Raw genomic sequence first — 20,978 nt, forward strand, 5'->3', positions numbered from 1 at the left:
GGGTATCTCAGGTTGTAATATCTTTTCTGAGTTGTAATTATTGTGGTCAGTATACTGAAGCGTGAGTACCACACAAGCGAACGATAATTGACAAAAATACTGAATTTGAATCGAAATGCACAACTAATACTTGCTTGATGACTAATAATGAAATATTAGTTTTTAAATACGCACTAATTTTTTTCACATTTATTTCAAAAACGGTTAAAAATTGATACTCCAGTACAAATAAAAGAGGGATTAGCTTGAAACTCTGTACACAACCCTCTATATATGGAGCCAAATTTCCGATTTTTGAGACTCGTTGGCGCAAAGTAATCTATGGGTAAATCGCTAGTAATCGTCGAATCACCGGCCAAAGCCAAGACTATTAATAAATATCTAGGCAAAGATTTCATCGTTAAGTCGAGTGTAGGTCACATCCGTGATCTGCCTACATCATCGAGTTCAGACGCTAAAGTTGTCAGTAAGACAGCAGCTGAAGTTAAGAAGATGTCTCCAGAGGAGAAGGCTGAGTATAAGAGCTTAAAAGCGAAGCAAGCATTAGTTGCGCGCATGGGGGTAGACCCGGAAAAAGGCTGGAAAGCCAATTATCAAACCTTACCCGGCAAAGAAAAAGTCGTTAAGGAACTTCAAACTCTGGCAGCGTCTGCTGACCACATCTATCTCGCAACCGATTTGGATAGAGAGGGAGAGGCAATTGCTTGGCATCTACAGCAAGTAATCGGTGGTGATGAGTCTCGCTATCAACGCGTGGTATTTAACGAAATTACCAAGTCAGCGATTCAAGATGCATTTAGCCAACCATCAGTGCTTGATACCAATATGGTCAATGCACAGCAAGCACGTCGATTCTTAGACCGTGTTGTTGGTTTTATGGCATCACCACTATTGTGGAAAAAAGTGGCACGTGGTTTATCTGCTGGCCGTGTACAGTCTGTGGCTGTTCGCCTAGTGGTTGAGCGTGAAAGCGAAATTAAAGCATTTGTGCCAGAAGAGTTTTGGGACGTGCATGCTGAGCTAAATACTTTGACGGACGACTTGTTGAAAATGCAGGTAGTCAAGTTCCAAGGTAAAGCATTTAGCCCAGTGAATGAAACCCAAGCACAAACTGCGGTTAGTCAGCTGTCTCAGTCAAGCTTTGTGGTGGCAGCTCGTGAAGATAGAGCTACATCAAGTAAGCCGTCTGCGCCATATATTACTTCAACGTTACAACAAGCTGCGAGTACGCGTTTAGGTTATGGCGTTAAGAAGACCATGATGATGGCTCAACGTTTGTATGAAGCGGGCCATATTACTTATATGCGTACCGACTCGACAAATTTAAGCCAAGAAGCGTTAGAGAATGTGCGCGACATGATTGGTAAAGAATATGGCGATAAGTATCTGCCAGAATCTCCAATTCGTTATGGTAGCAAAGAAGGCGCTCAAGAGGCTCACGAAGCGATTCGTCCTTCAAATGTAAAAGTTAGCGCGGCATCTTTGTCTGACATGGAGCGAGACGCTCAGCGCCTTTACGAGCTTATTTGGCGTCAGTTTGTGTCTTGTCAGATGACTCCTGCAAAATACGATGCCACTCGTTTGACCGTTAAAGCCGGTGAATATGAGCTAAAAGCGACGGGTCGTACTTTGCGTTTTGATGGTTGGACTCGCGTTCAAACTGCTGTCAAAAAGAAAAACGAAGAAGATAACACCTTGCCATACGTGGCAGAAGGCGATGCTGTTAAGCTTAAAGAGTTACAGCCTAAGCAGCACTTCACTAAACCAGCAGCACGTTTCAGTGAAGCTTCTCTTGTTAAAGAGTTAGAAAAGCGCGGTATTGGTCGTCCATCAACCTACGCAACGATTATTTCAACCATTCAAGACCGTGGTTATGTGAAAGTTGAAAACCGTCGTTTCTACGCTGAGAAGATGGGTGAAATTGTTAGTGACAGTTTAGTCGGTAGTTTTGAAGATCTGATGAGCTATGATTTCACTGCAAGCATGGAGCAAACATTAGATGATGTCGCTCAAGGTAAGCTTGAGTGGAAAAAAGTCCTTGATGGTTTTTATAAAGACTTCACTAAACAGCTAGAGCTTGCTGAATTGCCACCAGAAGAGGGCGGTATGCGCCCGAACGAAATGGTGATTACTGACGACATTAAGTGTCCGACTTGTGGACGTCCTATGGGCATTCGTACCGGTACAACGGGCGTGTTCTTAGGCTGTTCAGGTTACGCATTACCACCAAAAGAGCGTTGTAAGACGACCTTGAACTTAACGCCAGGCGAAGAAGCGATAAGTGAAGGTGGTGAAGATGCTGAAACGGAAGCGCTGCGTGCTAAACATCGTTGTGGTATTTGTGGTACAGCCATGGATAGCTACTTAATCGATGAAAAGCGTAAGCTACATGTGTGTGGTAACAACCCTACGTGTGAAGGTTACGAAGTCGAAGCGGGTCAGTTTAAGATCAAAGGTTACGAAGGTCCGATTATCGAGTGCGATCGCTGTGGCAACGATATGGAGCTTAAAAACGGTCGTTTTGGTAAGTACTTTGGTTGTACTAATTCTGAGTGTAAGAATACCCGTAAACTGCTCAAGAGTGGCGAAGCGGCGCCGCCTAAAGAAGATCCTATTCACTTACCAGAGCTTAAATGTACTAAGTCGGATGCATACTTTGTATTGCGAGACGGTGCAGCAGGTATTTTCCTGGCTGCGAGTACCTTCCCTAAATCACGAGAGACACGTGGTCCGTTAGTGGAAGAGCTGATTAAGTATCGTGAGCTACTATGGCCTAAGTATCAGTATCTAGCCGATGCGCCTGTGGCAGATGATGACGGTAACTTAGCATCAGTGCGCTTTAGTCGTAAGACCAAAGAGCAGTATGTCGCAACAGATGTTGATGGTAAGGCTACAGGCTGGTCATCTAAGTTTGTTGATGGCAAGTGGGTTACAGAGGCAAAAGCTAAGGCTAAGCCTAAGGCCAAAGCTAAACCAAAAGCTAAGGCGAAAAAAGCTGAGTAATTTGTTTTATAAGCCGTAAAAAAGCCCCGTATTATCGGGGCTTTTTTGTATTTATAGATTATATGCTTACAGGTTAATGATGCTGTTGCCATCAGTTAACGGCCGCTATCATCCCATTCAAAAATGCTTAGCTTTACCACTTCTTCTTCGGTTGGAACAACACATCAATATCATCGTCATCACCTTTGGCTTTACTGGCTACCGGGTGAGCGATTTTCTGAGCGCCAGTGATCTCCTCAAGCATGGCTTTAGCTTCTTCAACTTTACGGGCAATAAACGGGTCATTGGGAGTTTGTGCCTTGATCGTATGCAAGGTAGCGAGTGCCTTTGTCACCATTTGCTTAGCTGAACCATATTGCTTCATAAAACAAGCTGCACGGCCTCTTCCAAGCATGGAGTCGACGTTAATGCGTAGTTGCAAGCTATCGATTCGGATCTCTTCTTGGCTGAAAACGCTAGGCTCAACTTTTCCCTTGCTGTGTTCGGCTCGAAGAATCGCTTTCATCTTCTTTAGAGTCTGTACCAGAGTGAGTATCTGCCTATCATTATCAGGTAAGCGAAATAGCTCAATAGCTGGGGCGGTTTTTGGGCTGGTTTGCAGCGCCTGTACCTGAGTACGAACATCGATAAGACGACGCTCATAATCGTTACTTTGGTTTGCGGCAAGGGGAAGCGCAGTAGACAAGGCGTCTTCGACTCTTCGATAAAGGACTAAGAGAATACCTGAAGAGCAGGGGATAAGGCCTGTATTGGATAAAACTTCTTCAGTTTCATCTATCACTGCACGTTGACGAGCAAGCTCTATGCGCCTTTCAGCTTCAACACGGGCTTTTTGTTGCTGAATGATGCTAATACCTATTACTAGAAGTAATAGAGCGCCGAGCAAAACCAAGACTGAAGCAAATATCATACTGAAACCAATAAATTTACAATTCGGTTAATGCTACTATAAATCAACATTCTAGGGTAGTAATCTTCATCATGGTTTCTATATAAGTCCTTCGCAGAGATCGACAATTATGGTATATTCCATTTGATTTAATTATTGCGTTGTACTATAACCAATAATTATAGTAAATGCGTCATTACTTATTTACTAGACAGGTACTGAGCCTGCCCATTGGAAGGATAAAAGATGAAGTTGCAGCAACTTAGATATATTGCAGAGGTCGTAAATCACAATCTCAATGTTTCTGCTACAGCGGAAAATCTGTACACATCTCAGCCCGGTATAAGTAAACAGGTACGAATGCTTGAAGATGAGCTTGGGATCCAGATTTTTGGCCGTAGCGGCAAACACCTCACTCATGTGACTCCTGCGGGACTACAGGTGATAAACATTGCTAATGATATTCTTGGCAAGGTTGAAAGCATCAAGAAAGTGGCAGAAGAGTACACTAAGCCAGATCAAGGTGAGCTGAATATTGCCACTACAGATACGCAAGCGCGTTATGCGCTGCCGCATATCATTCAAGGTTTTATTGACCGCTATCCAAAAGTTAATTTGCATATGCATCAAGGTACGCCGTCACAGATAAGCGAGTTGGCCGCTAGAGGCGACGCTGATTTCGCTATCGCGACAGAAGCTATGCATCTGTACAGTGATTTAATCATGCTGCCTTGCTATCACTGGAATCGCTCTATTGTGGTGAAGCGTGATCACCCTCTGGCGTCCAGAAGCAATATTAGCATTGAAGATCTTGCGCGTTTTCCGCTGGTCACCTACGTGTTTGGGTTTGACCGCGCATCTGAAATCGAAAAATCGTTTAACCGCGCCGGACTTGAACCTAGAGTTGTATTTAGTGCCACGAGTGCCGATGTACTTAAAACCTACGTCAGACTGGGTCTTGGTGTCGGCGTGATTGCTTCAATGGCAATTGATGAGCATATGGATAAAGATCTTGTCGCCATCGATGCAAGTCATCTGTTTGCCCATAGCACGACAAAGATTGGCTTTAGAAAAGGTAATTTCTTACGTACTTATATGTATGATTTTATCGAACATTTTGCGCCGCATTTGACTCGAACCGTTGTAGAACAAGCGGTAGCGTTAAGAGATGCGCAGCAGATAGAAGCGATGTTCAAAGATATTGAGCTTCCAGTTCGCTAATAATACGTTCGCTAACCAATAAAAAAACCTCGCTTAAAGCGAGGTTTTTTGTTTTTAGACGCACAGCGATTAAGCCATACAAAAAGCCGTGATTAACACTCTACAATATTAACCGCTAGACCGCCTTTAGCAGTTTCTTTGTATTTGCTGCGCATATCTTTACCGGTATCCATCATGGTCTTAATCACTTTATCGAGTGATACCTTATGGTTACCGTCGCCGCGCATCGCCATGCGAGAGGCGTTAATCGCTTTAACTGCACCCATGGCATTACGCTCAATACAAGGTACTTGTACAAGGCCGCCAACGGGATCGCAGGTTAGCCCTAGGTTATGCTCCATACCTATTTCAGCGGCGTTCTCAACATGTTCTACAGTGCCGCCCATGATTTCTGTCAGTGCAGCTGCAGCCATTGAGCAAGCTACGCCAACCTCACCCTGACAGCCGACTTCAGCGCCAGAGATCGACGCATTCTTCTTATACAGAATACCAATCGCTGCGGCAGTAAGTAGGTAGCGTGAACAAACATCTCTGTCAACTTCTTGCACAAACATGTCGTAATAACAGAGTACAGCCGGAATGATCCCCGCTGCGCCATTGGTGGGAGCGGTGACAACACGATCGCCAGCGGCATTTTGCTCGTTAACTGAAAGTGCAAATAGGTCTACCCAATCCATCGCTGTGAGTGGGTCAACACAGTTTTTCCCTTCCGCTTTTAAACGACGGTAAAGTGAAGGTGCACGGCGTCTAAGCTTTAGCCCTCCAGGCAGTATGCCTTCTTTATGGTAGCCACGCTCGACACAGGTCTTCATGGTTTCCCAAATTTGCCATAATTGCTCATGAATATCGTCAGCATCGGCAATGCTCAGTTCATTGGCCATCATGAGTGATGAAATGCTAAAGCCATTTTCGGTGCAAAGGGCTAATAATTGCTGCGCAGAGTTAAAGTCAAATGGGGCTGCTTTGATAGGCGCGGCAGGTGATGCATCTTGGGCTTTAATTTCATCTTCATCGAGAATAAAACCGCCGCCTACAGAGTAGTAAGTACGCTCATAAATACATTTGCCTTCTTTATATGCATATAAAGTCATAGCATTGGCGTGAGCGGGGAGGCTCTTGCGTCTATGATAAGTTATGCCGTTTGCACGTGTAAAAATGACATTACGACCAGAGGCAAGGAGTAAGTGTTCATTGTCACTGACTTGCTCTAGGATGGCATCGATTCGGTCGGTATCGACCGTATCAGGGGCTTCACCCATAAGGCCTAAAATCACTGCTTTACCGGTACCGTGACCCTTACCCGTTTGACCTAAAGATCCGAACAGCTCAGAACGTAACTCATCAACGCTGTCGAGTAACCCTAATGTTTGCAGTTGTTCGATAAATATATTGCCGGCTTTCATTGGGCCCACAGTATGAGAACTTGACGGCCCGATGCCGATTTTGAACATGTCGAATACACTAATCATGCTAAACCTTTATTGCTCTAGTCGTTATAATAATTACCAATTCGCTAAGATAGAACTGAATGGAGGAATGACTCTATTCTTGATATATTTCATTTATTCAGCGTGTAGAAACGATGCTTGATGTTAATCTTAGTTGCTTGAATTCATTGGTGCGAAAAAGTATCCCATACTTTAGCTTTTTCTCTACCATTAGTTTTTTTGTATGCAATTTTTAAACATTAGATAAACTAATTGTACATTGTTAACAATATTTTCATTTTTTAGTCTGTCACTTTTATTAATAATTGTTGTTTAACAGTCATTTATTGGGAATTTTGTTATGTGCTTAAGGCTAGGGCTATTACAGACCTACTTAAGCTTTAGCGTCATCGGGATTAAAATTTAGAGGGTTATATGAGTTATTTGATGTTAGATATCGAGTCCACAGAGCTAAGTGCTGCTGAATTAGCACAATTAGCGCATCCTATGATAGGTGGATTGATTCTATTTAGTCGTAATTATGTCGACCGTGCCCAGTTAGTTAAGCTTATTCAATCAATTCGAGCTGTACGCCCTGACATTGTTATCGCTGTCGATCATGAGGGCGGGCGAGTGCAGCGTTTTCGTGAAGGTTTTACTGTTCTACCTGCAATGGGGGATATTTTACCCGCGGCCAAAGGCGATATGGCACAAGCTAAAGCGTGGGCTACGGAGCTAGGTTATCTCATGGCCATTGAATTGTTAGCCGTTGATATCGATTTGAGCTTTGCACCGGTACTGGATTTGAACGGGGTGAGCCAAGTGATCGGCACTCGAAGCTTTAGCCCTAATAAGGCTGAGGTGGTCGAACTTGCGGGGGCCTTTATTGATGGTATGGAGCAAGCGGGTATGTGCGCGGTAGGAAAACATTTTCCTGGCCATGGCAGCGTCGAAGCCGACTCTCATATTGCTAAGCCCGTTGATGAGCGCACCAAAGATGAGATTTTTGCTAATGACATGCAGCCATTTAAGGCGTTAATCGAAAAGAATCGATTACAAGGCATTATGCCAGCGCATGTTATTTATCCTAAAGTGGATAGCCAGCCTGCGGGCTTCTCTTCATTTTGGTTACAAGGTGTCTTGCGCCAGCAGTTAACCTTCAACGGGGTGATTTTCTCTGATGATCTCGGGATGAAGGGCGCCGCAGTCGCTGGCGGATACACGGCAAGGGCACAGGCTGCAATTGATGCGGGCTGCAACATGATTTTAGTCTGTAACGATAGCGATGGCGCGACAGAGGTACTTAAAGGTGTTCAGTGGCCGAGTGATGATAAGGGGTTAAGTGCTAATTTATTAAAACCTAACGCTAAACAAGTCGCTAAAGCGCTTGAAGATCATGAGCGCTGGGAGCACGCTAAGTCTATTGCTAAAAGTTTGATTTAGCGCAACACAAAGGTAACCATTGCTTGATAGGTTGGCTAACATTAATGATGAATAAATTATTTTGGGGGATACAATGATCCTTTATCTTCATGGGTTTGATGCTACAAGCCCAGGTAATCATGACAAGATGCGTCAACTGCAATTTATTGACGATGATGTACGTTTAGTCAGTTATAGCACCCAGCATCCCAAAAACGATATGCAGCATTTACTGAATGAAGTGAGTAAACAAATCGCATCGTCTGATGATGAGTCACCGTTAATTATTGGTGTTGGTTTAGGCGGATATTGGGCTGAGCGGATTGGTTTTCTAAATGGGGTTAAGTCGGTACTCATTAATCCAAACCTAATGCCTCAAGAGAACATGGTCGGCAATATTGATAGGCCTGAAGAGTACAGCGATATCGCTAATAAGTGTGTGAAGGATTTTCGCGGTTTAAACGCGGGTAAGTCACTGTGTATTTTAGCAAGGCAAGATGAGGTTAACGACAATTCACAAGTCGAGTCGACGCTAAAGGATTATTACGCTATTGCGTGGGATGAAGAGCAGCGGCATAAATTCGTATCACTGGCTGGACAGCTAAACCGAATTAAAGAGTTTAAAGGCCAACTTTAGGCTAGTTTTAGGGTTAGGATCGAAGTCCAATAAAACCACTTATAGCAAGCTTGCTATAAGTGGTTTTTTATGGGTATTTTTTGCCCAATGCAGGGCTTTGGGTTATCTTATTGATAAGTTAAATCCTTGATTAACCCAATCAGTATAAAGAGTTCAGTACAAAGATTTTAACGCCCATCTAAGGAATAGACTATGAAGCGTGTCATGATTAACGTGAAGGGAAAGGTGCAAGGGGTTTCCTATCGACAAAGTACACTGGTGCAGGCCAACGCGCTTGGCGTGACTGGATACGTGAGTAACCTTAGTGATGGTTCGGTGCAGATCTTAGCCCAAGGTGGCTACCCTGCCGTCGACAAACTGATTAGCTGGTGCCACATTGGGGCACCCATGTCACGAGTCTCTGAGGTTATTGTCGAAGAGGATGAGGCAGATGAGATCTACCTCGACTTTTCAATTATTCAGCTTTAAAAAGTGGATAGAGGCATTGCAGCAGTGTCTGTGCTCGTTTCTACGACACTAGCAGTAGGTTGCTCCATTTTTCTTATCTGAATGATCATGCCCATTTTGGGGTGGTCAAAGTAATGCACCTCGTCACTGCGTACCCTGCGGTTTTGTAGCATAGGGATAGAGTAAAGGTAAGGTGTTGTTACCTCTTGAGGCGTTGTTGCTGCTATTCCTGCTTCTATTTCATTAGCCGATGCGCGGAGTTCATTTTTAGCCACTAAAACGGTTTTGCTGCCTGGCTCGCGTAATCTAAAATCAGTTTCGATAAACAGATAGTGCTGTAGATAGATATTAATGGTGCCGTCAAATTTCCATACGGGTTTGTTTGCATCGGCAGTAAATTGTGACCCCATAAAGTCGAAGTTGCCAAACTCAGAGGCTGCCCCCGATGCTTTAATTGGCTGCCCGCTGAACTCATACTCTTCAGAATAGTCATGTCCAGAGTAAAGTCTTACTGGTACGGCGCGATTACGCGGTAGCATTGATTGCTGCCAAGTCATGTGTAACAGGCTGTGGGTGCCTTTTTCGCGAGAAATTGTCGCCATAATATCGCTAAATTGACTTTGGCTTTGAGCTAATAGCACTGCGCCATCACCTAAATGTGCCACAGCAGGCTTTGCTGCTGCTATCTGCATCGGCACATCGGCCAAGGCTTTATGGTTTGCGCTGCTCATTTGTTCATTGCAGTTTACGGTGTCGGTGGCCCAATCAGTCGACGAACAGCCATTAAGCCCCATACTCACAGCAGTTAAGTCTGTACTGACCATCGGCGTGATAAAGTCGACTGTTTTGCGGCTACGTGTTTCAGTGGCTTTTGTTGGCCACTGCTCTACGCTGGGTACATCGCGTTCGAAGATATAGACTTCGACCTCAAACCAGCGCTCTTCTGCAGCAAATACACTTGCGGGTAGGCTGGATAAGAGGCTAACAGCTAAAGCTACGCTTAGCTTGTTTTTAGATAGTCCTAACACGATTATTCTCCAAGACGATGTTGAAACAGCTGCTCAATTAACAGTTTCAGTAATGCGAGCCTGTCTTTAGCTGTTTCAGAAGGCATAGTAAATTTTAGCTTATTGGGCCCGTCCATTCGATATACTTGGGGCTGAGTTTGCAGTAAGCCGATGATAAAGGTTGGATCAACCTTATTATTGTCACCAAACTCTATACTACCACCTTTAGCATGCATTTCGATTTTTCTTAGGCCTAACTGTGTGGCTAAGTGCTTATAAAGTGTCATTTCCATCAAGTTTTTAGTGGCGTCGGGTAACATACCGAAACGGTCAATTAACTCGACTTTTAATTCATCAAGGGCTTTAGCCGTTTCACTGTTGGCAATGCGTTTATACAAAGATAAACGCATGTTGACGTCACCGACATAATCTTCTGGCAATAGCGCAGGAATACGCAGCTCAATTTCACATTGATGACGCAGCATCTGGTTAAGTGAGGGCTCTTTACCTTGTTTTAGTGACTTAACCGCATCCTCTAGCATCTCCATGTAGAGGGTAAAACCAATCTTAGAAATATGGCCACTTTGTTCGTCACCAAGCAGCTCACCCGCACCGCGAATTTCTAAATCTTGGGTTGCAAGCATAAAACCTGCACCGAGATCCTCTAATGCGCCAATAGCTTCAAGACGTTTACGGGCATCTTTTGTCATTCGTTTTGGATGAGGCGTCATCAAATAAGCATAGGCTTGGTGATGTGAGCGTCCTACACGGCCGCGAAGTTGATGCAGCTGCGCCAAACCAAAATTGTCAGCACGTTCAATGACAATGGTATTGGCAGAGGGCACATCAATACCCGTTTCAATGATGGTGGTGCACACCAATACGTTAAAGCGTTGATGATAAAAATCAGACATCACCCGCTCAAGTTCACGCTCTCGCATCTGACCATGGGCGGTAACGACTCGCGCTTCAGGTAAGAGTTCACTGATTTCAGCTGCGCGTTTTTCAATGGTTTCAACACTGTTATGCAAGAAGTAAACTTGGCCACCTCTTAAGATCTCACGCAGCAATGCCTCGCGAATGGTGGCTTCATCATATTCTCTGACAAAGGTTTTTACTGCGAGTCGTTTGGCTGGCGGCGTGGCGATAATTGACAAGTCGCGCATGCCAGACATGGCCATATTCAATGTTCGCGGAATAGGGGTTGCTGTTAGGGTTAAGATATCGACATTGGCTCGTAACGCCTTAATCTTCTCTTTTTGTCTGACACCAAAACGGTGCTCTTCATCAATGACTAACAAGCCCAAGTTTTCAAACTTAGCCTCAGATTGTAATAATTTGTGGGTACCAATAACGATATCGACTTTGCCATTGAGCAAATCTTTCATTACCTGAGTTTGCTCTTTTGCCGTTTTAAAGCGAGACATCACTTCAATTTTGAAAGGCCAATCAGCAAAGCGGTCTTTAAAGTTCTCATAATGCTGCTGGGCTAGCAGAGTCGTGGGCACTAAAATGGCGACCTGTTTGCCATCATTGACGGCAACAAAGGCGGCTCGCATAGCCACTTCAGTCTTACCAAATCCCACATCACCGCAAACGAGTCTGTCCATCGCTGTTGGTGAGCGCATATCTTCAAGTACCGCATTAATTGAGGTCTCTTGATCAACGGTTTCTTCATACGGAAAACTGTTAGCAAACTGAGCATATTCTTCTTGGTCGATGTGGCAAGCTTCACCAGGACGAGCTTGCCTGCGGGCATACACATCAAGCAGCTCAGCAGCGACATCACGAATCTTCTCAACCGCTTTTTTCTTCGCTTTCGCCCAAGTATCGTTACCGAGTTTATTCAGCGAAGCTTCTTCGTCGGGGCCTACACTGTAGCGACTAATGAGGTGCAAGGATGACACTGGCACATAGAGTTTATCGCCGCCTGAATATTCAAGCACTAGGTACTCGGCAACGAGGCCGCCCGTGTCTAATGTTTCTAGACCTTGATAGCGCGCTACACCATGATCTAAGTGAACAATCGGTTGTCCTACTTTGAGCTCGGCGAGGTTCTTAACCAGTGCGTCAGAGCTTATTTGGCGCTGTTTATCACGACGGCGTCGCTGTGATATACGTTGACCAAAGAGTTCTGTTTCGCAAATTAAACTAAATTTACCGCCTGTTTTCTTTTCAACGATGCAGCCTTGCGCTAGCGGTGAAACAATCAGCCCAAGTTTTGTCTTGCTGGCAACAAACTCATCGAAGTGGCTAAATAGCTTAGGCTTGATATCAATCTTAGCGAGCAGCTCTAACAAGGCTTCACGGCGGCCTTCTGATTCAGCACTAAATAACAGGCGATCGCCCTGTGCGACGTATTTTTCAAGCTCAGTTAATGGTTGCTTGAGTTTATGATTGGCGGTGACATCTGGTAGCTTGCTGACTTTACCTTGAAGAGCTGTGCCAGTATAAGTTTCATTTTTAAGGCCAAAGCGGGGAAGGGCCTTAAAAGAGGAAAAAATCTGTTCAGTAAGAAGATACAGCTCTTGTGGTGCTAACAAGGGTCTTAATGGATCGACGCGTCTATCTTGATAACGCGCTTCAACCTCATTAAGGTGCGACTGAGTGGCAGACTCAATGTCTCCCACTGTGACTAATTGGGTATTGTCCGGTAAATAGTCAAAAAGAGTGGCTGTCTCATCAAAAAACAGCGGTAGATAGTTTTCAATACCAGCAGGCATGGTTTTCTTGCTGACCATTTGGTAAATCGAACCCGGCTCTTTGACTAAGACTTCAAAGCGGCGGCGATATCTTTGTCTAAAGCCTTCAATGGCCGCGTCATCGGTTGGGAACTCTTTTGCAGGCAGTAAGCGGATCGCATTGATCTCTTTACTTGAACGCTGAGTCTCTGGGTCAAAATTGCGGATAGTTTCCACTTCATCATCAAACAGTTCGATTCGATAAGGCTGGCTCGAGCCCATAGGAAAAATATCGATGATAGAGCCGCGCACGGCAAATTCACCATGCTCATAAACCTGCTCAACCACATGGTAACCGGTATTTATTAACTGTTCGCGCACATCTAAAAGACGATATTTATCGCCTTTTTCTAGCATCAGTACATTGCCAGTGAGAAATGATTGCGGCGGTAAGCGCACCATTAAGGTGGTAACCGGCACAATGACAACACTTTGCTGAGCTTGAGGGATCCGAGATAGCGCTTCGAGTCGCTGAGACACCAGATCTTGATGTGGCGAAAAGCTGTCGTAAGGCAGTGTTTCTCTGTCAGGGAACAGCCAGATCGGTATTGATTGCTCACTGAGTAAGTAACTTAGCTCAGCTTCTAGGCCGATAGCATTAGGCGTATCGGCGGTCACAACCAAGGTTACTCCCTGGTGCTGCTTCGCAATATTGGCGATGGTTAGCGCTTGGGCTGCGCCGCTAAGTGTACACAGCGTTTGTGCCAATTTGGCACTCTTGACAGCTGGTGGAGTCAATACGGAAAAAGCATTCATTAAGGCGAGGAAACAAGTCCATTAGCAGTAAAGTTGCTAAGTATTGTAGAGGCTTGTCTCAACTCATGCCAGTGAAAATTATGTTTGTCTTAGCGGGCTAACTTGCGCAGTTTTAGTTGCCTCTGCTGTATGCTTAAGCTGGCTTTCACCAGTTGTTCTACATCACTGTCTTGGATCACACTGAAGGTTAGTTCGCAGGCATACTGGGCTGCGCTAGCTTGTGAGGCGGTTTCAGAATTAACTTGTGGATCAGCTTCAAGCAAGGTGCAGCTTTTCACTTTTGCAAGGCATAGAAGGGCCACGAGCTCCTCTTTGATGTGTAATGTCACTTGAAACATTTGCCCAAGTTCAATTGGCGCAGCACTAACAAGGGTAATGCCACTACCACCGAAATGGCTGCCGGTATAGCGAGTTCCCTCATATTCCTCTTTGGCCATGACGTGTTGCAATACCATGTCAATTTTTCGAGACTGCAACTTTAAAAATTCCACCACCGTTTTTGCTTCATCATCGAGGTGGCGCAGTTGTATAAGGCAATCTGATTCAAGGGCTTTGACATCGCTAATCAACTGCAGGCTGGTAGGCAGCATCATGCCAAGTTGCGCTGGTGATGGCAGTGGTTTAGCACTATCCCAAGGACTCAAATAGACATCAAATGGATGATTAATACTAAAATAGGCTGTAGAGTCGGTTAACAAGGCTTTTGCCTCTTGTTTTTAGGGGGCTAATACACCTATTATCGTGCGCATCTTTATGATTTAGCAAGGTTAGACACGCAAATGTCTTAGTATTTGAGCAGTATTGAAAAGATATTGAGGAAATATTAAGGTTTTTTGTGAAGCGCTGGGGATCTGTTATTCCATTTGAATGGGGGCTAGCCAGTTAATTACCGTGGCTATTGAGCTCAGCTTAAGTCGATTATATTTGGGTTTTTTAATGAATTTTTCATTATCGTTTTATATTGGTTATCGCTACTGGCGAGCGCGTAAATCCAATGCATTTGCATCATTTATCACCATCTTTGCTGTCTCTGGGATTTTACTTGGTGTCGCGGCATTGATTGTGGTCAGCTCAGTCATGAATGGCCTAGAAGGTCAACTTAAACAGCGGATCTTAGGCGCAGTGCCGCAATTAACTGTGCATTCGCAAACAGCGATTGTTGATTGGCCAGAGCAAGTCATCAAGCTAAGCGAACTTCCCGGTGTGATTGGGGCTACCCCCAGTATTTCAACTCAAGCCATGGTGCAATCGCCGAGTAATATAGGCGCCGCGCAGGTTTATGGGATCTATCCTGAGCAAGAAAAAAGCTTACTTAATACCACAAAACAGGTTTATTCCGGTGATTTTGACGCACTAGAATCTGGAAAATACCGCATCATCCTAGGTGCAGAGCTAGCCCGAATGCTCGATGTTGCTCCCGGCGATAAAATTCGAGTGTTGAGCGGCGATGGTGTGGTGTATACGCCACTGGGCCCCGTGCCAAGCCAGCGTAAATTTACTGTGGCCGGTGTTTTTGAAATGGGTTCACAAGTCGATGCGACCCTTGCCTATGTTCATCATGATGACGCGCAGCGTTTGATGAGACAAAAAGCGGGTGAAATTAAAGAGCTGCGTTTGTATTTAGATGATCCCTTTAACGCCGCAAAAATGGCGCCTCAAGTGATTAACCAATTTGCCACGCCCGTTACCACAACAGATTGGCGAGATACCTACGGACATTTATTCGGGGCGGTAAAGATGGAAAAGAACATGATGTCTTTAATGCTCAGTCTTATTATCGCCGTTGCTGCATTTAATATTGTTTCTGCCTTGGTGATGATGGTGGTTGATAAAACCACTGACGTTGCGGTTCTCAAAACACAAGGTTTAACCACATCGAACGTGATGGGGATCTTTATGATCCAAGGCTCACTTAACGCGATTATTGGTTTGATATCAGGCGTTGCTGTTGGTGTATTGTTAACCTTGAACCTCAATATGATTACTCAGCTTTTAGGGATCTCTATCTTGGGAGCCGGGCAAAATTTGCCGGTGCAATTAGAGCTGAGTCAATTAACCTGGATTGTGGTTGGTACATTAGTGATAACACTGGTAGCCACCGTTTACCCAGCAATTAGAGCAGCTAATGTGCAGCCTGCTACCGCGCTTAGGTATGAGTAAGCAAACATACGAGTAAGCGGCGATATGAATAAGAACAGAATAAGTAACAATAGCGAGTTAACAATGAATCAAGAATTATTGCTACAAGTCAGCGGTGTCAGCAAGCGTTATCAAGAAGGCTCTGTTGATACTGAGGTTTTGCATAATGTTGACTTACAAGTATTTAAAGGTGAGCAACTGGCTATTGTCGGCAGCTCTGGCTCGGGTAAAAGTACCTTGCTACATATAATGGGGACGCTTGATAGCCCGACCAGCGGCACCGTCACTATGCTTGGAGAGGACCTGTATAAGTTATCGAGTCAGCGCCAAGCCAAGATACGAAATGAAAATTTAGGCTTTATTTATCAATTTCATCATCTATTACCTGAGTTTACTGCGCTTGAAAATGTGTCTATGCCTGCGTTAATTCAAGGTCAACGTCGTAAACAGGTTGAAGCCAAAGCCAAGTCATTGCTCGAGCGGGTGGGGTTAGGGCATAGGTTAAGCCATACTCCGGCAGAAATGTCCGGTGGTGAGCGTCAACGGGTAGCAATTGCCAGAGCCTTGATTAACGATCCTAAGTTAGTGCTCGCAGACGAGCCAACCGGTAATCTCGATGCTAATAGCGGCGAAGCCGTATATGAGCTTATCACTGAACTTGCTGCGCAGCTGGGCACTGCATTTGTTGTGGTGACTCATGATCAAAGCCTCGCGGCAAGAATGGATAGGCAGCTGCATATGAAAGATGGCCGCTTGGTGCAAGCCGAGGAATTCACTGCATGAGAAGTCTGTTAGCTATGTGGGTTGGCTGGCGCTTCTATTTAGCGCGTCAGTCAAATCGGTTTATTAACTTTATCTCGTTTGCTTCAACGGCGGGGATCGCGCTCGGGGTAACCGTGCTTATCGTGGTTTTATCGGCGATGAACGGCTTTGAAAAAGAGTTAGAGCATCGCTTATTAGGCGTGGTGTCACATGGTGAGTTAATTGGTGTCAATGAGCCCATCCATCAGTGGCAATCAATTGTCAGTGATGCCAATAAAGTGCCGGGGATCACTGCCGCCGCGCCGTTTGTGCGTATGCAGGGCTTAGTGCAAAAAGTCGGTGGTTTTCAAGGGTTAACAGTACTGGGTATTGATATCGAAACCGAATCGGAAGTATCAAATATTCAGCAATTTATGTCAGCTAAGAGCTGGCAGAGCCTAAGTGAGCAAAACAGCAATAATATCGTTTTAGGTAAAGGTTTAGCCAAGAGTTTAGATTTAAAAGTAGGTCAGTCATTAAGCTTGTATATGCCTAATATCAATGGCCAGTCACAAAGTAAAATTGGCGCGGCTAAAAGTCATCGCTTTGTGGTTTCGGGCATTTTTGAACTTGGCGGTGAGCTAGATATGACCACAGCCTATATCCCGATGCAATATGCCGCCAAGACCTTGAATTTAGGTGACAGTGTTTCGGGCGTGCGTATTAAAGTTGATGACGTATTTGCAGCGCCAAGATTGATAAGAGATTTAGGTTATAGTCAGCAGCAATATGTGTATATTTCTGACTGGACTCGTACTCAAGGCCATTTATACCAAGATATCCAGCTAGTGCGTATGGTGATGTATCTGGTGCTTGCATTAGTCATTGCGGTGGCGTGCTTTAATATTGTGTCGACCTTAGTAATGGCGGTGCGAGATAAACAGTCTGAAATTGCCATCTTACTCACCATGGGCATGAGAAAAGCATCAATCATGCTGATCTTTATTGTACAAGGCGCCTTTAATGGTATTTTGGGCTGTGCCATTGGCGGGGTATTAGGGGTCATGATCTCGCTTAACTTAAGCGCTATAGCACGTACGATAGAATCGGTATTAGGCGTTCAGCTGTTATCGGCGGATGTGTATTTTATTGATTTCTTACCCTCTGAACTAAAAAGCGGTGATGTGGTAACGGTTGTCTGTTTAGCCTTTATAATGAGTGTTATTGCAACCTTATATCCCGCATGGAAAGCGAGCCAAACTCCGCCAGCAAGAGCCTTGGCTGGTAGGTAATACTGATTATCAGCTCTATAAGACAAAAATAACGCCAGCAGATGCTGGCGTTTTTATTTTTGGCTTATCTTTTACCATCTCGGCAACTATCGAGTCAAAAAAGGTAAGCAATCTAGGGCAATAAGGTGTTAGAAAGCTTATTCATGTAACCAAGTCAACGCAGCATCCTCATTGTCAAAGAATTCAATTTCTCCTGCGACAAACCAGCGCACTAGTTTGGTGGCGGTTTCTTGCCAACCTTTATTGCCGTATAGGGCTATTTTAACAAATTGATTGCCATGTTTAAGCCCGAGTTTAAAGTCATCCCAAGCAGCGCTAAGCTCCCAACCTTCAAGCTCTGTCGCATCAAACAGGGCTTTAATCTTAGGCTGTTTGACCTCCGATAGGGCGGAATCAATGACAGGGGTAATCGCGAGGTAATCGCTATGGGTAAGCTTACCTTTGGCTTTTAGGGTTAAGTAAAACTCGTCACTCACTCTCTCTATGCCGATAGAGAAACCGTGTCTTAGTGCATTCATATAGACTCTCCTTGTTAGATAATGCGCGTCATACAGTATTTGTTGATTTGATATCACTCGCGCCATGAAAACTAATCCAGACAACTGCATTGATATCGATGAATATCACGTTTATGCTTTCGGGCAATTTAATTTCGCCTGTTTAGCTATAAAAATCAGGTGTTATTTGGGTACTAGGTATAGAAGAGCTTGGAGCGAAAACCAAGCCAAAAGGAATAATAATGGATCAGCAAGCATATTCAATTGGTGTCAAAGGCCAAAAGTGGGGCGATGCAGAAAAAACCCAGTGGTTTAATGCTCAGTCGGTTAAACGCTCATACCAAGATGAAGTGCTGAGTAAAATTCTAGCGCTTAAAGACTGCTTTAACGTCGAGCAGTATGGCGCGCTGTCATACGATGCTGCACGTTATCCTCTATTTGCCATTAAATCGCCAAACTGGGATGACAACAAAGCGACCATTTTAGTGACCGGTGGCGTGCATGGCTACGAGACAAGCGGCGTTCAAGGTGCGATTCGTTTTGTTGAAACGAAAGCGGCTGATTATGCAAAGCATTTCAATATTTTAGTGGCACCGTGTATTAGCCCTTGGGGTTATGAAACCATTAACCGCTGGAACCCGAAAGCTATTGACCCTAATCGCTCGTTCTATGCAGATAGCCCTGCAGAAGAGTCGGCAGCGTTAATTAAGCTGTTAGCAGAACTTGAGGTGGAGATATTTGCCCATATTGACCTACACGAAACCACCGATACCGATAACAGTGAATTTAGACCGGCATTAGCAGCGCGTGACGCGGTAGAACACACTAACTGGAATATTCCAGACGGATTCTACCTGGTAGGCGATACCATCAATCCACAAGATGCATTCCAAACGGCAATGATTAAATCGGTAGAGCAGGTGACTCATATCGCACCAGCCGATGACGATGGTAAGCTAATTGGCGTAGAATTATCTCAATTTGGCGTGATTAACTATGCGACTAAGGCGTTAGGTTTATGTGCAGGCGTGACAGATGCAAAATATGTCACCACTACAGAAGTCTACCCAGACAGCCCATTATCAGATGCTGAAAACTGCATTGTGGCGCAGGTCGCCGCTATTACTGGTGGATTGGACTATCTGCTGAGCCTTTAGTCTGTACTTGTTTGGTTACTTAAAGTTTAGCGGGCTGGTTTACACTCATAACCTTTCTCAGGCTGCAAGTGGCAGTAATGACGGTATCGAGCTGGTGGTCACCATAATCCTTGGGAGCTGCGCTATTTCAGAATATTTGCGCACCTTTCGTTGAGCTAAAGTCAGGTTTGCAACAAAAAATCTTTAAGTCTCGACTAGGGCGATATTCTATCAGCCACCCACTGGCGTTAACCCGATAGCGTTATTTTTTAATAGCAACACAATCGCAAGTTTTATGCATAAAGACGCAGCCTTTAATGGCTGCGTTTTGCATTTGTGCGCTAACGCTCTTTATTGTTGCATGTGCAACAGAGTAAGGCTATAGTTGCTTATGTTGTGTATGCAACAATAAGTTTAATGATGTATTCGAGTAAACATCGTCATAGATTAAGCCTAACTGAAGTTAACCTAGTTATTAGATCTGAACTTTAGTTATTAGCGCTGAAGCCTAATTGTAAGACTCGATTTAGCCGTTAGTGCTTAAGGCGAGTGATTCTTGTGGAGAAATAATGAAAGACAAAATATACCAATATATTAGCTATTTAGTTCTTGGCTTAGCAGTCGTTTTTTCGCTGTTTTTGATCACTAGCGACAACATTGCTCCCTTTACCACTCAAGCCGCTGTACATAAGAACGTGGCGACCATAGCCGCTGAAGTTTCGGGGGTGGTTACTCAGGTCTACGTTGAGAATGGCCAGCAAGTGACTCAGGGGCAGCCATTATTTGCAATTGCTCAAAGTCAGTATCTGATTGCGGTAAAACAGGCCCAAGCTGAGCTTAATCAAGCATTAGAAGATAACTCTGCCAAGGGGCAAGAGTTAGTTGCGGCTGAGCAGGTTATATCTCAGCGCACATTAGAGAAATTAAATGCTAGCCGTAAGATGGAGCGATATGAGTCATTATTAAAGCAGGGCACAGTGACTCAGCAAGAGTTAGAAGATGCACAGCTGGCTTATAAAGTATCTGTCAGCACAGAATCAGCGGCCAAAGCTGAAGTGAAGCGTATTCAGGTAGAGCTGGCAACAGAGCAAGACAATGCGGCGATAGAGCTTGCCAAGGCTAAGCTGGCTCAAGCTCAGCTAAGCCTTGAGCATACCGTCATTAAAGCCAAACTGGCGGGTTCTGTGAGTAATTTGCAGCTACAATCGGGTAGTTACTTAGCAGCTGGGGCGAGTGCTATGTTTGTTGTCAACGAACAAGACTCATGGCTTAGTGCGGACTTCAATGAAAATGGTATTGAGCATATACAAGCTGACGCTCCTGTGATGATTGTGTTCGATGCATTGCCTGGTAACATCTTTTACGGAAAAATTATTAATCAGGATCGCGCCATTTACGATCAATCGAGCATGAGCAATCAATTAGCCGAGGTCACTAATAGCGATCGCTGGATCAGGGAACAGCAAAAAATTCGAACTCGAATTACTATTAATGATCTAAATAAGCAATTGATTTCAGGCTCTCGAGCCAGTGTGATGGTGATAAACGGTAATTGGCTGGTGGATGCTAGTGCTAAGATCTGGATGAGCTTAGTTAGTTACTTTCACTATGTGTATTAACAGG

At 44.5% G+C, this 20,978-nt stretch carries 16 protein-coding genes; 10 read left to right on the forward strand and 6 right to left on the reverse strand.

What is annotated here, in order from left to right; translation table 11 throughout:
- The first annotated feature begins 321 nt into the window (after positions 1–321).
- On the forward strand, positions 322–3,003 hold the full coding sequence (gene topA / locus ACVBIU_RS07300; protein ID WP_447163419.1) for a type I DNA topoisomerase: 2,682 nt from the start codon (positions 322–324) through the stop codon (positions 3,001–3,003).
- Between the two features lie 133 nt (positions 3,004–3,136).
- Here topA and ACVBIU_RS07305 read toward each other — a convergent pair whose 3' ends face one another.
- Complete coding sequence (locus ACVBIU_RS07305; protein WP_447162619.1) at positions 3,137–3,913, reverse strand: hypothetical protein; 777 nt, start codon at positions 3,911–3,913, stop codon at positions 3,137–3,139.
- A gap of 225 nt (positions 3,914–4,138) precedes the next feature.
- On the opposite strand from ACVBIU_RS07305, the gene cysB reads away from it, so the two are divergent.
- Positions 4,139–5,113, forward strand: coding sequence for an HTH-type transcriptional regulator CysB (gene cysB / locus ACVBIU_RS07310; protein ID WP_447162620.1), 975 nt, complete (start codon positions 4,139–4,141; stop codon positions 5,111–5,113).
- Between the two features lie 92 nt (positions 5,114–5,205).
- On the opposite strand, the gene ACVBIU_RS07315 is transcribed toward cysB, so the two are convergent.
- Positions 5,206–6,582 carry an L-serine ammonia-lyase gene (locus ACVBIU_RS07315; protein WP_447162621.1) on the reverse strand — a complete coding sequence of 459 codons (1,377 nt, stop codon included), beginning with the start codon at positions 6,580–6,582 and terminating at the stop codon, positions 5,206–5,208.
- 393 nt (positions 6,583–6,975) lie between these two features.
- Here ACVBIU_RS07315 and nagZ point away from each other — a divergent pair, with 393 nt between their 5' ends.
- The 3 genes from nagZ to ACVBIU_RS07330 all read left to right on the forward strand — a co-directional run bounded on the left by nagZ (position 6,976) and on the right by ACVBIU_RS07330 (position 9,067).
- Positions 6,976–7,983: a beta-N-acetylhexosaminidase gene (nagZ, locus tag ACVBIU_RS07320; protein WP_447163418.1), complete on the forward strand. Its 1,008-nt coding sequence runs from the start codon at positions 6,976–6,978 to the stop codon at positions 7,981–7,983.
- A gap of 73 nt (positions 7,984–8,056) precedes the next feature.
- Entirely contained in the window at positions 8,057–8,599 is a 543-nt protein-coding gene (ycfP, locus tag ACVBIU_RS07325; RefSeq protein WP_447163417.1) for an alpha/beta hydrolase YcfP, read from the forward strand.
- A gap of 192 nt (positions 8,600–8,791) precedes the next feature.
- On the forward strand, positions 8,792–9,067 hold the full coding sequence (locus ACVBIU_RS07330; protein ID WP_447162624.1) for an acylphosphatase: 276 nt from the start codon (positions 8,792–8,794) through the stop codon (positions 9,065–9,067).
- Here the strand turns inward: ACVBIU_RS07330 and ACVBIU_RS07335 are convergent.
- The 3 genes from ACVBIU_RS07335 to ACVBIU_RS07345 form a co-directional block, all read right to left on the reverse strand.
- A complete protein-coding gene (locus ACVBIU_RS07335; protein ID WP_447163416.1) occupies positions 9,064–10,074 on the reverse strand; it encodes a peptidoglycan binding protein CsiV in 1,011 nt (336 codons plus the stop codon). The genes ACVBIU_RS07330 and ACVBIU_RS07335 overlap by 4 nt on opposite strands.
- A gap of 2 nt (positions 10,075–10,076) precedes the next feature.
- Positions 10,077–13,550 carry a transcription-repair coupling factor gene (mfd, locus tag ACVBIU_RS07340; protein ID WP_447163415.1) on the reverse strand — a complete coding sequence of 1,158 codons (3,474 nt, stop codon included), beginning with the start codon at positions 13,548–13,550 and terminating at the stop codon, positions 10,077–10,079.
- A gap of 89 nt (positions 13,551–13,639) precedes the next feature.
- Entirely contained in the window at positions 13,640–14,248 is a 609-nt protein-coding gene (locus ACVBIU_RS07345; RefSeq protein WP_447162627.1) for a hypothetical protein, read from the reverse strand.
- A 238-nt stretch (positions 14,249–14,486) separates the two neighbouring features.
- On the opposite strand from ACVBIU_RS07345, the gene ACVBIU_RS07350 reads away from it, so the two are divergent.
- The 3 genes from ACVBIU_RS07350 to lolE all read left to right on the forward strand — a co-directional run bounded on the left by ACVBIU_RS07350 (position 14,487) and on the right by lolE (position 17,722).
- Positions 14,487–15,710, forward strand: a complete 1,224-nt coding sequence (locus ACVBIU_RS07350; protein ID WP_447162628.1) for a lipoprotein-releasing ABC transporter permease subunit — start codon at positions 14,487–14,489, stop codon at positions 15,708–15,710.
- A gap of 63 nt (positions 15,711–15,773) precedes the next feature.
- On the forward strand, positions 15,774–16,472 hold the full coding sequence (lolD, locus tag ACVBIU_RS07355) for a lipoprotein-releasing ABC transporter ATP-binding protein LolD (protein WP_447162629.1): 699 nt from the start codon (positions 15,774–15,776) through the stop codon (positions 16,470–16,472).
- Positions 16,469–17,722 carry a lipoprotein-releasing ABC transporter permease subunit LolE gene (gene lolE, locus ACVBIU_RS07360; RefSeq protein ID WP_447162630.1) on the forward strand — a complete coding sequence of 418 codons (1,254 nt, stop codon included), beginning with the start codon at positions 16,469–16,471 and terminating at the stop codon, positions 17,720–17,722. Before lolD ends, lolE begins: the two co-directional genes overlap by 4 nt.
- Before the next feature lie 137 nt (positions 17,723–17,859).
- Here the strand turns inward: lolE and ACVBIU_RS07365 are convergent, their stop codons facing one another.
- The gene (locus tag ACVBIU_RS07365) at positions 17,860–18,240 is read right to left on the reverse strand and encodes an STAS/SEC14 domain-containing protein (protein WP_447163414.1); all 381 of its coding nucleotides are present in this window, start codon (positions 18,238–18,240) and stop codon (positions 17,860–17,862) included.
- Positions 18,241–18,461: 221 nt separating this feature from the next.
- On the opposite strand from ACVBIU_RS07365, the gene ACVBIU_RS07370 reads away from it, so the two are divergent.
- Together ACVBIU_RS07370 and ACVBIU_RS07375 are read left to right on the forward strand one after the other, a co-directional pair.
- A complete protein-coding gene (locus ACVBIU_RS07370) occupies positions 18,462–19,376 on the forward strand; it encodes a M14 family metallopeptidase (protein ID WP_447163413.1) in 915 nt (304 codons plus the stop codon).
- A gap of 548 nt (positions 19,377–19,924) precedes the next feature.
- The gene (locus ACVBIU_RS07375; protein WP_447163412.1) at positions 19,925–20,974 is read left to right on the forward strand and encodes an HlyD family secretion protein; all 1,050 of its coding nucleotides are present in this window, start codon (positions 19,925–19,927) and stop codon (positions 20,972–20,974) included.
- The last annotated feature ends 4 nt before the right edge of the window (positions 20,975–20,978 follow it).

This window comes from Shewanella sp. 30m-14 (genome assembly GCF_052977125.1).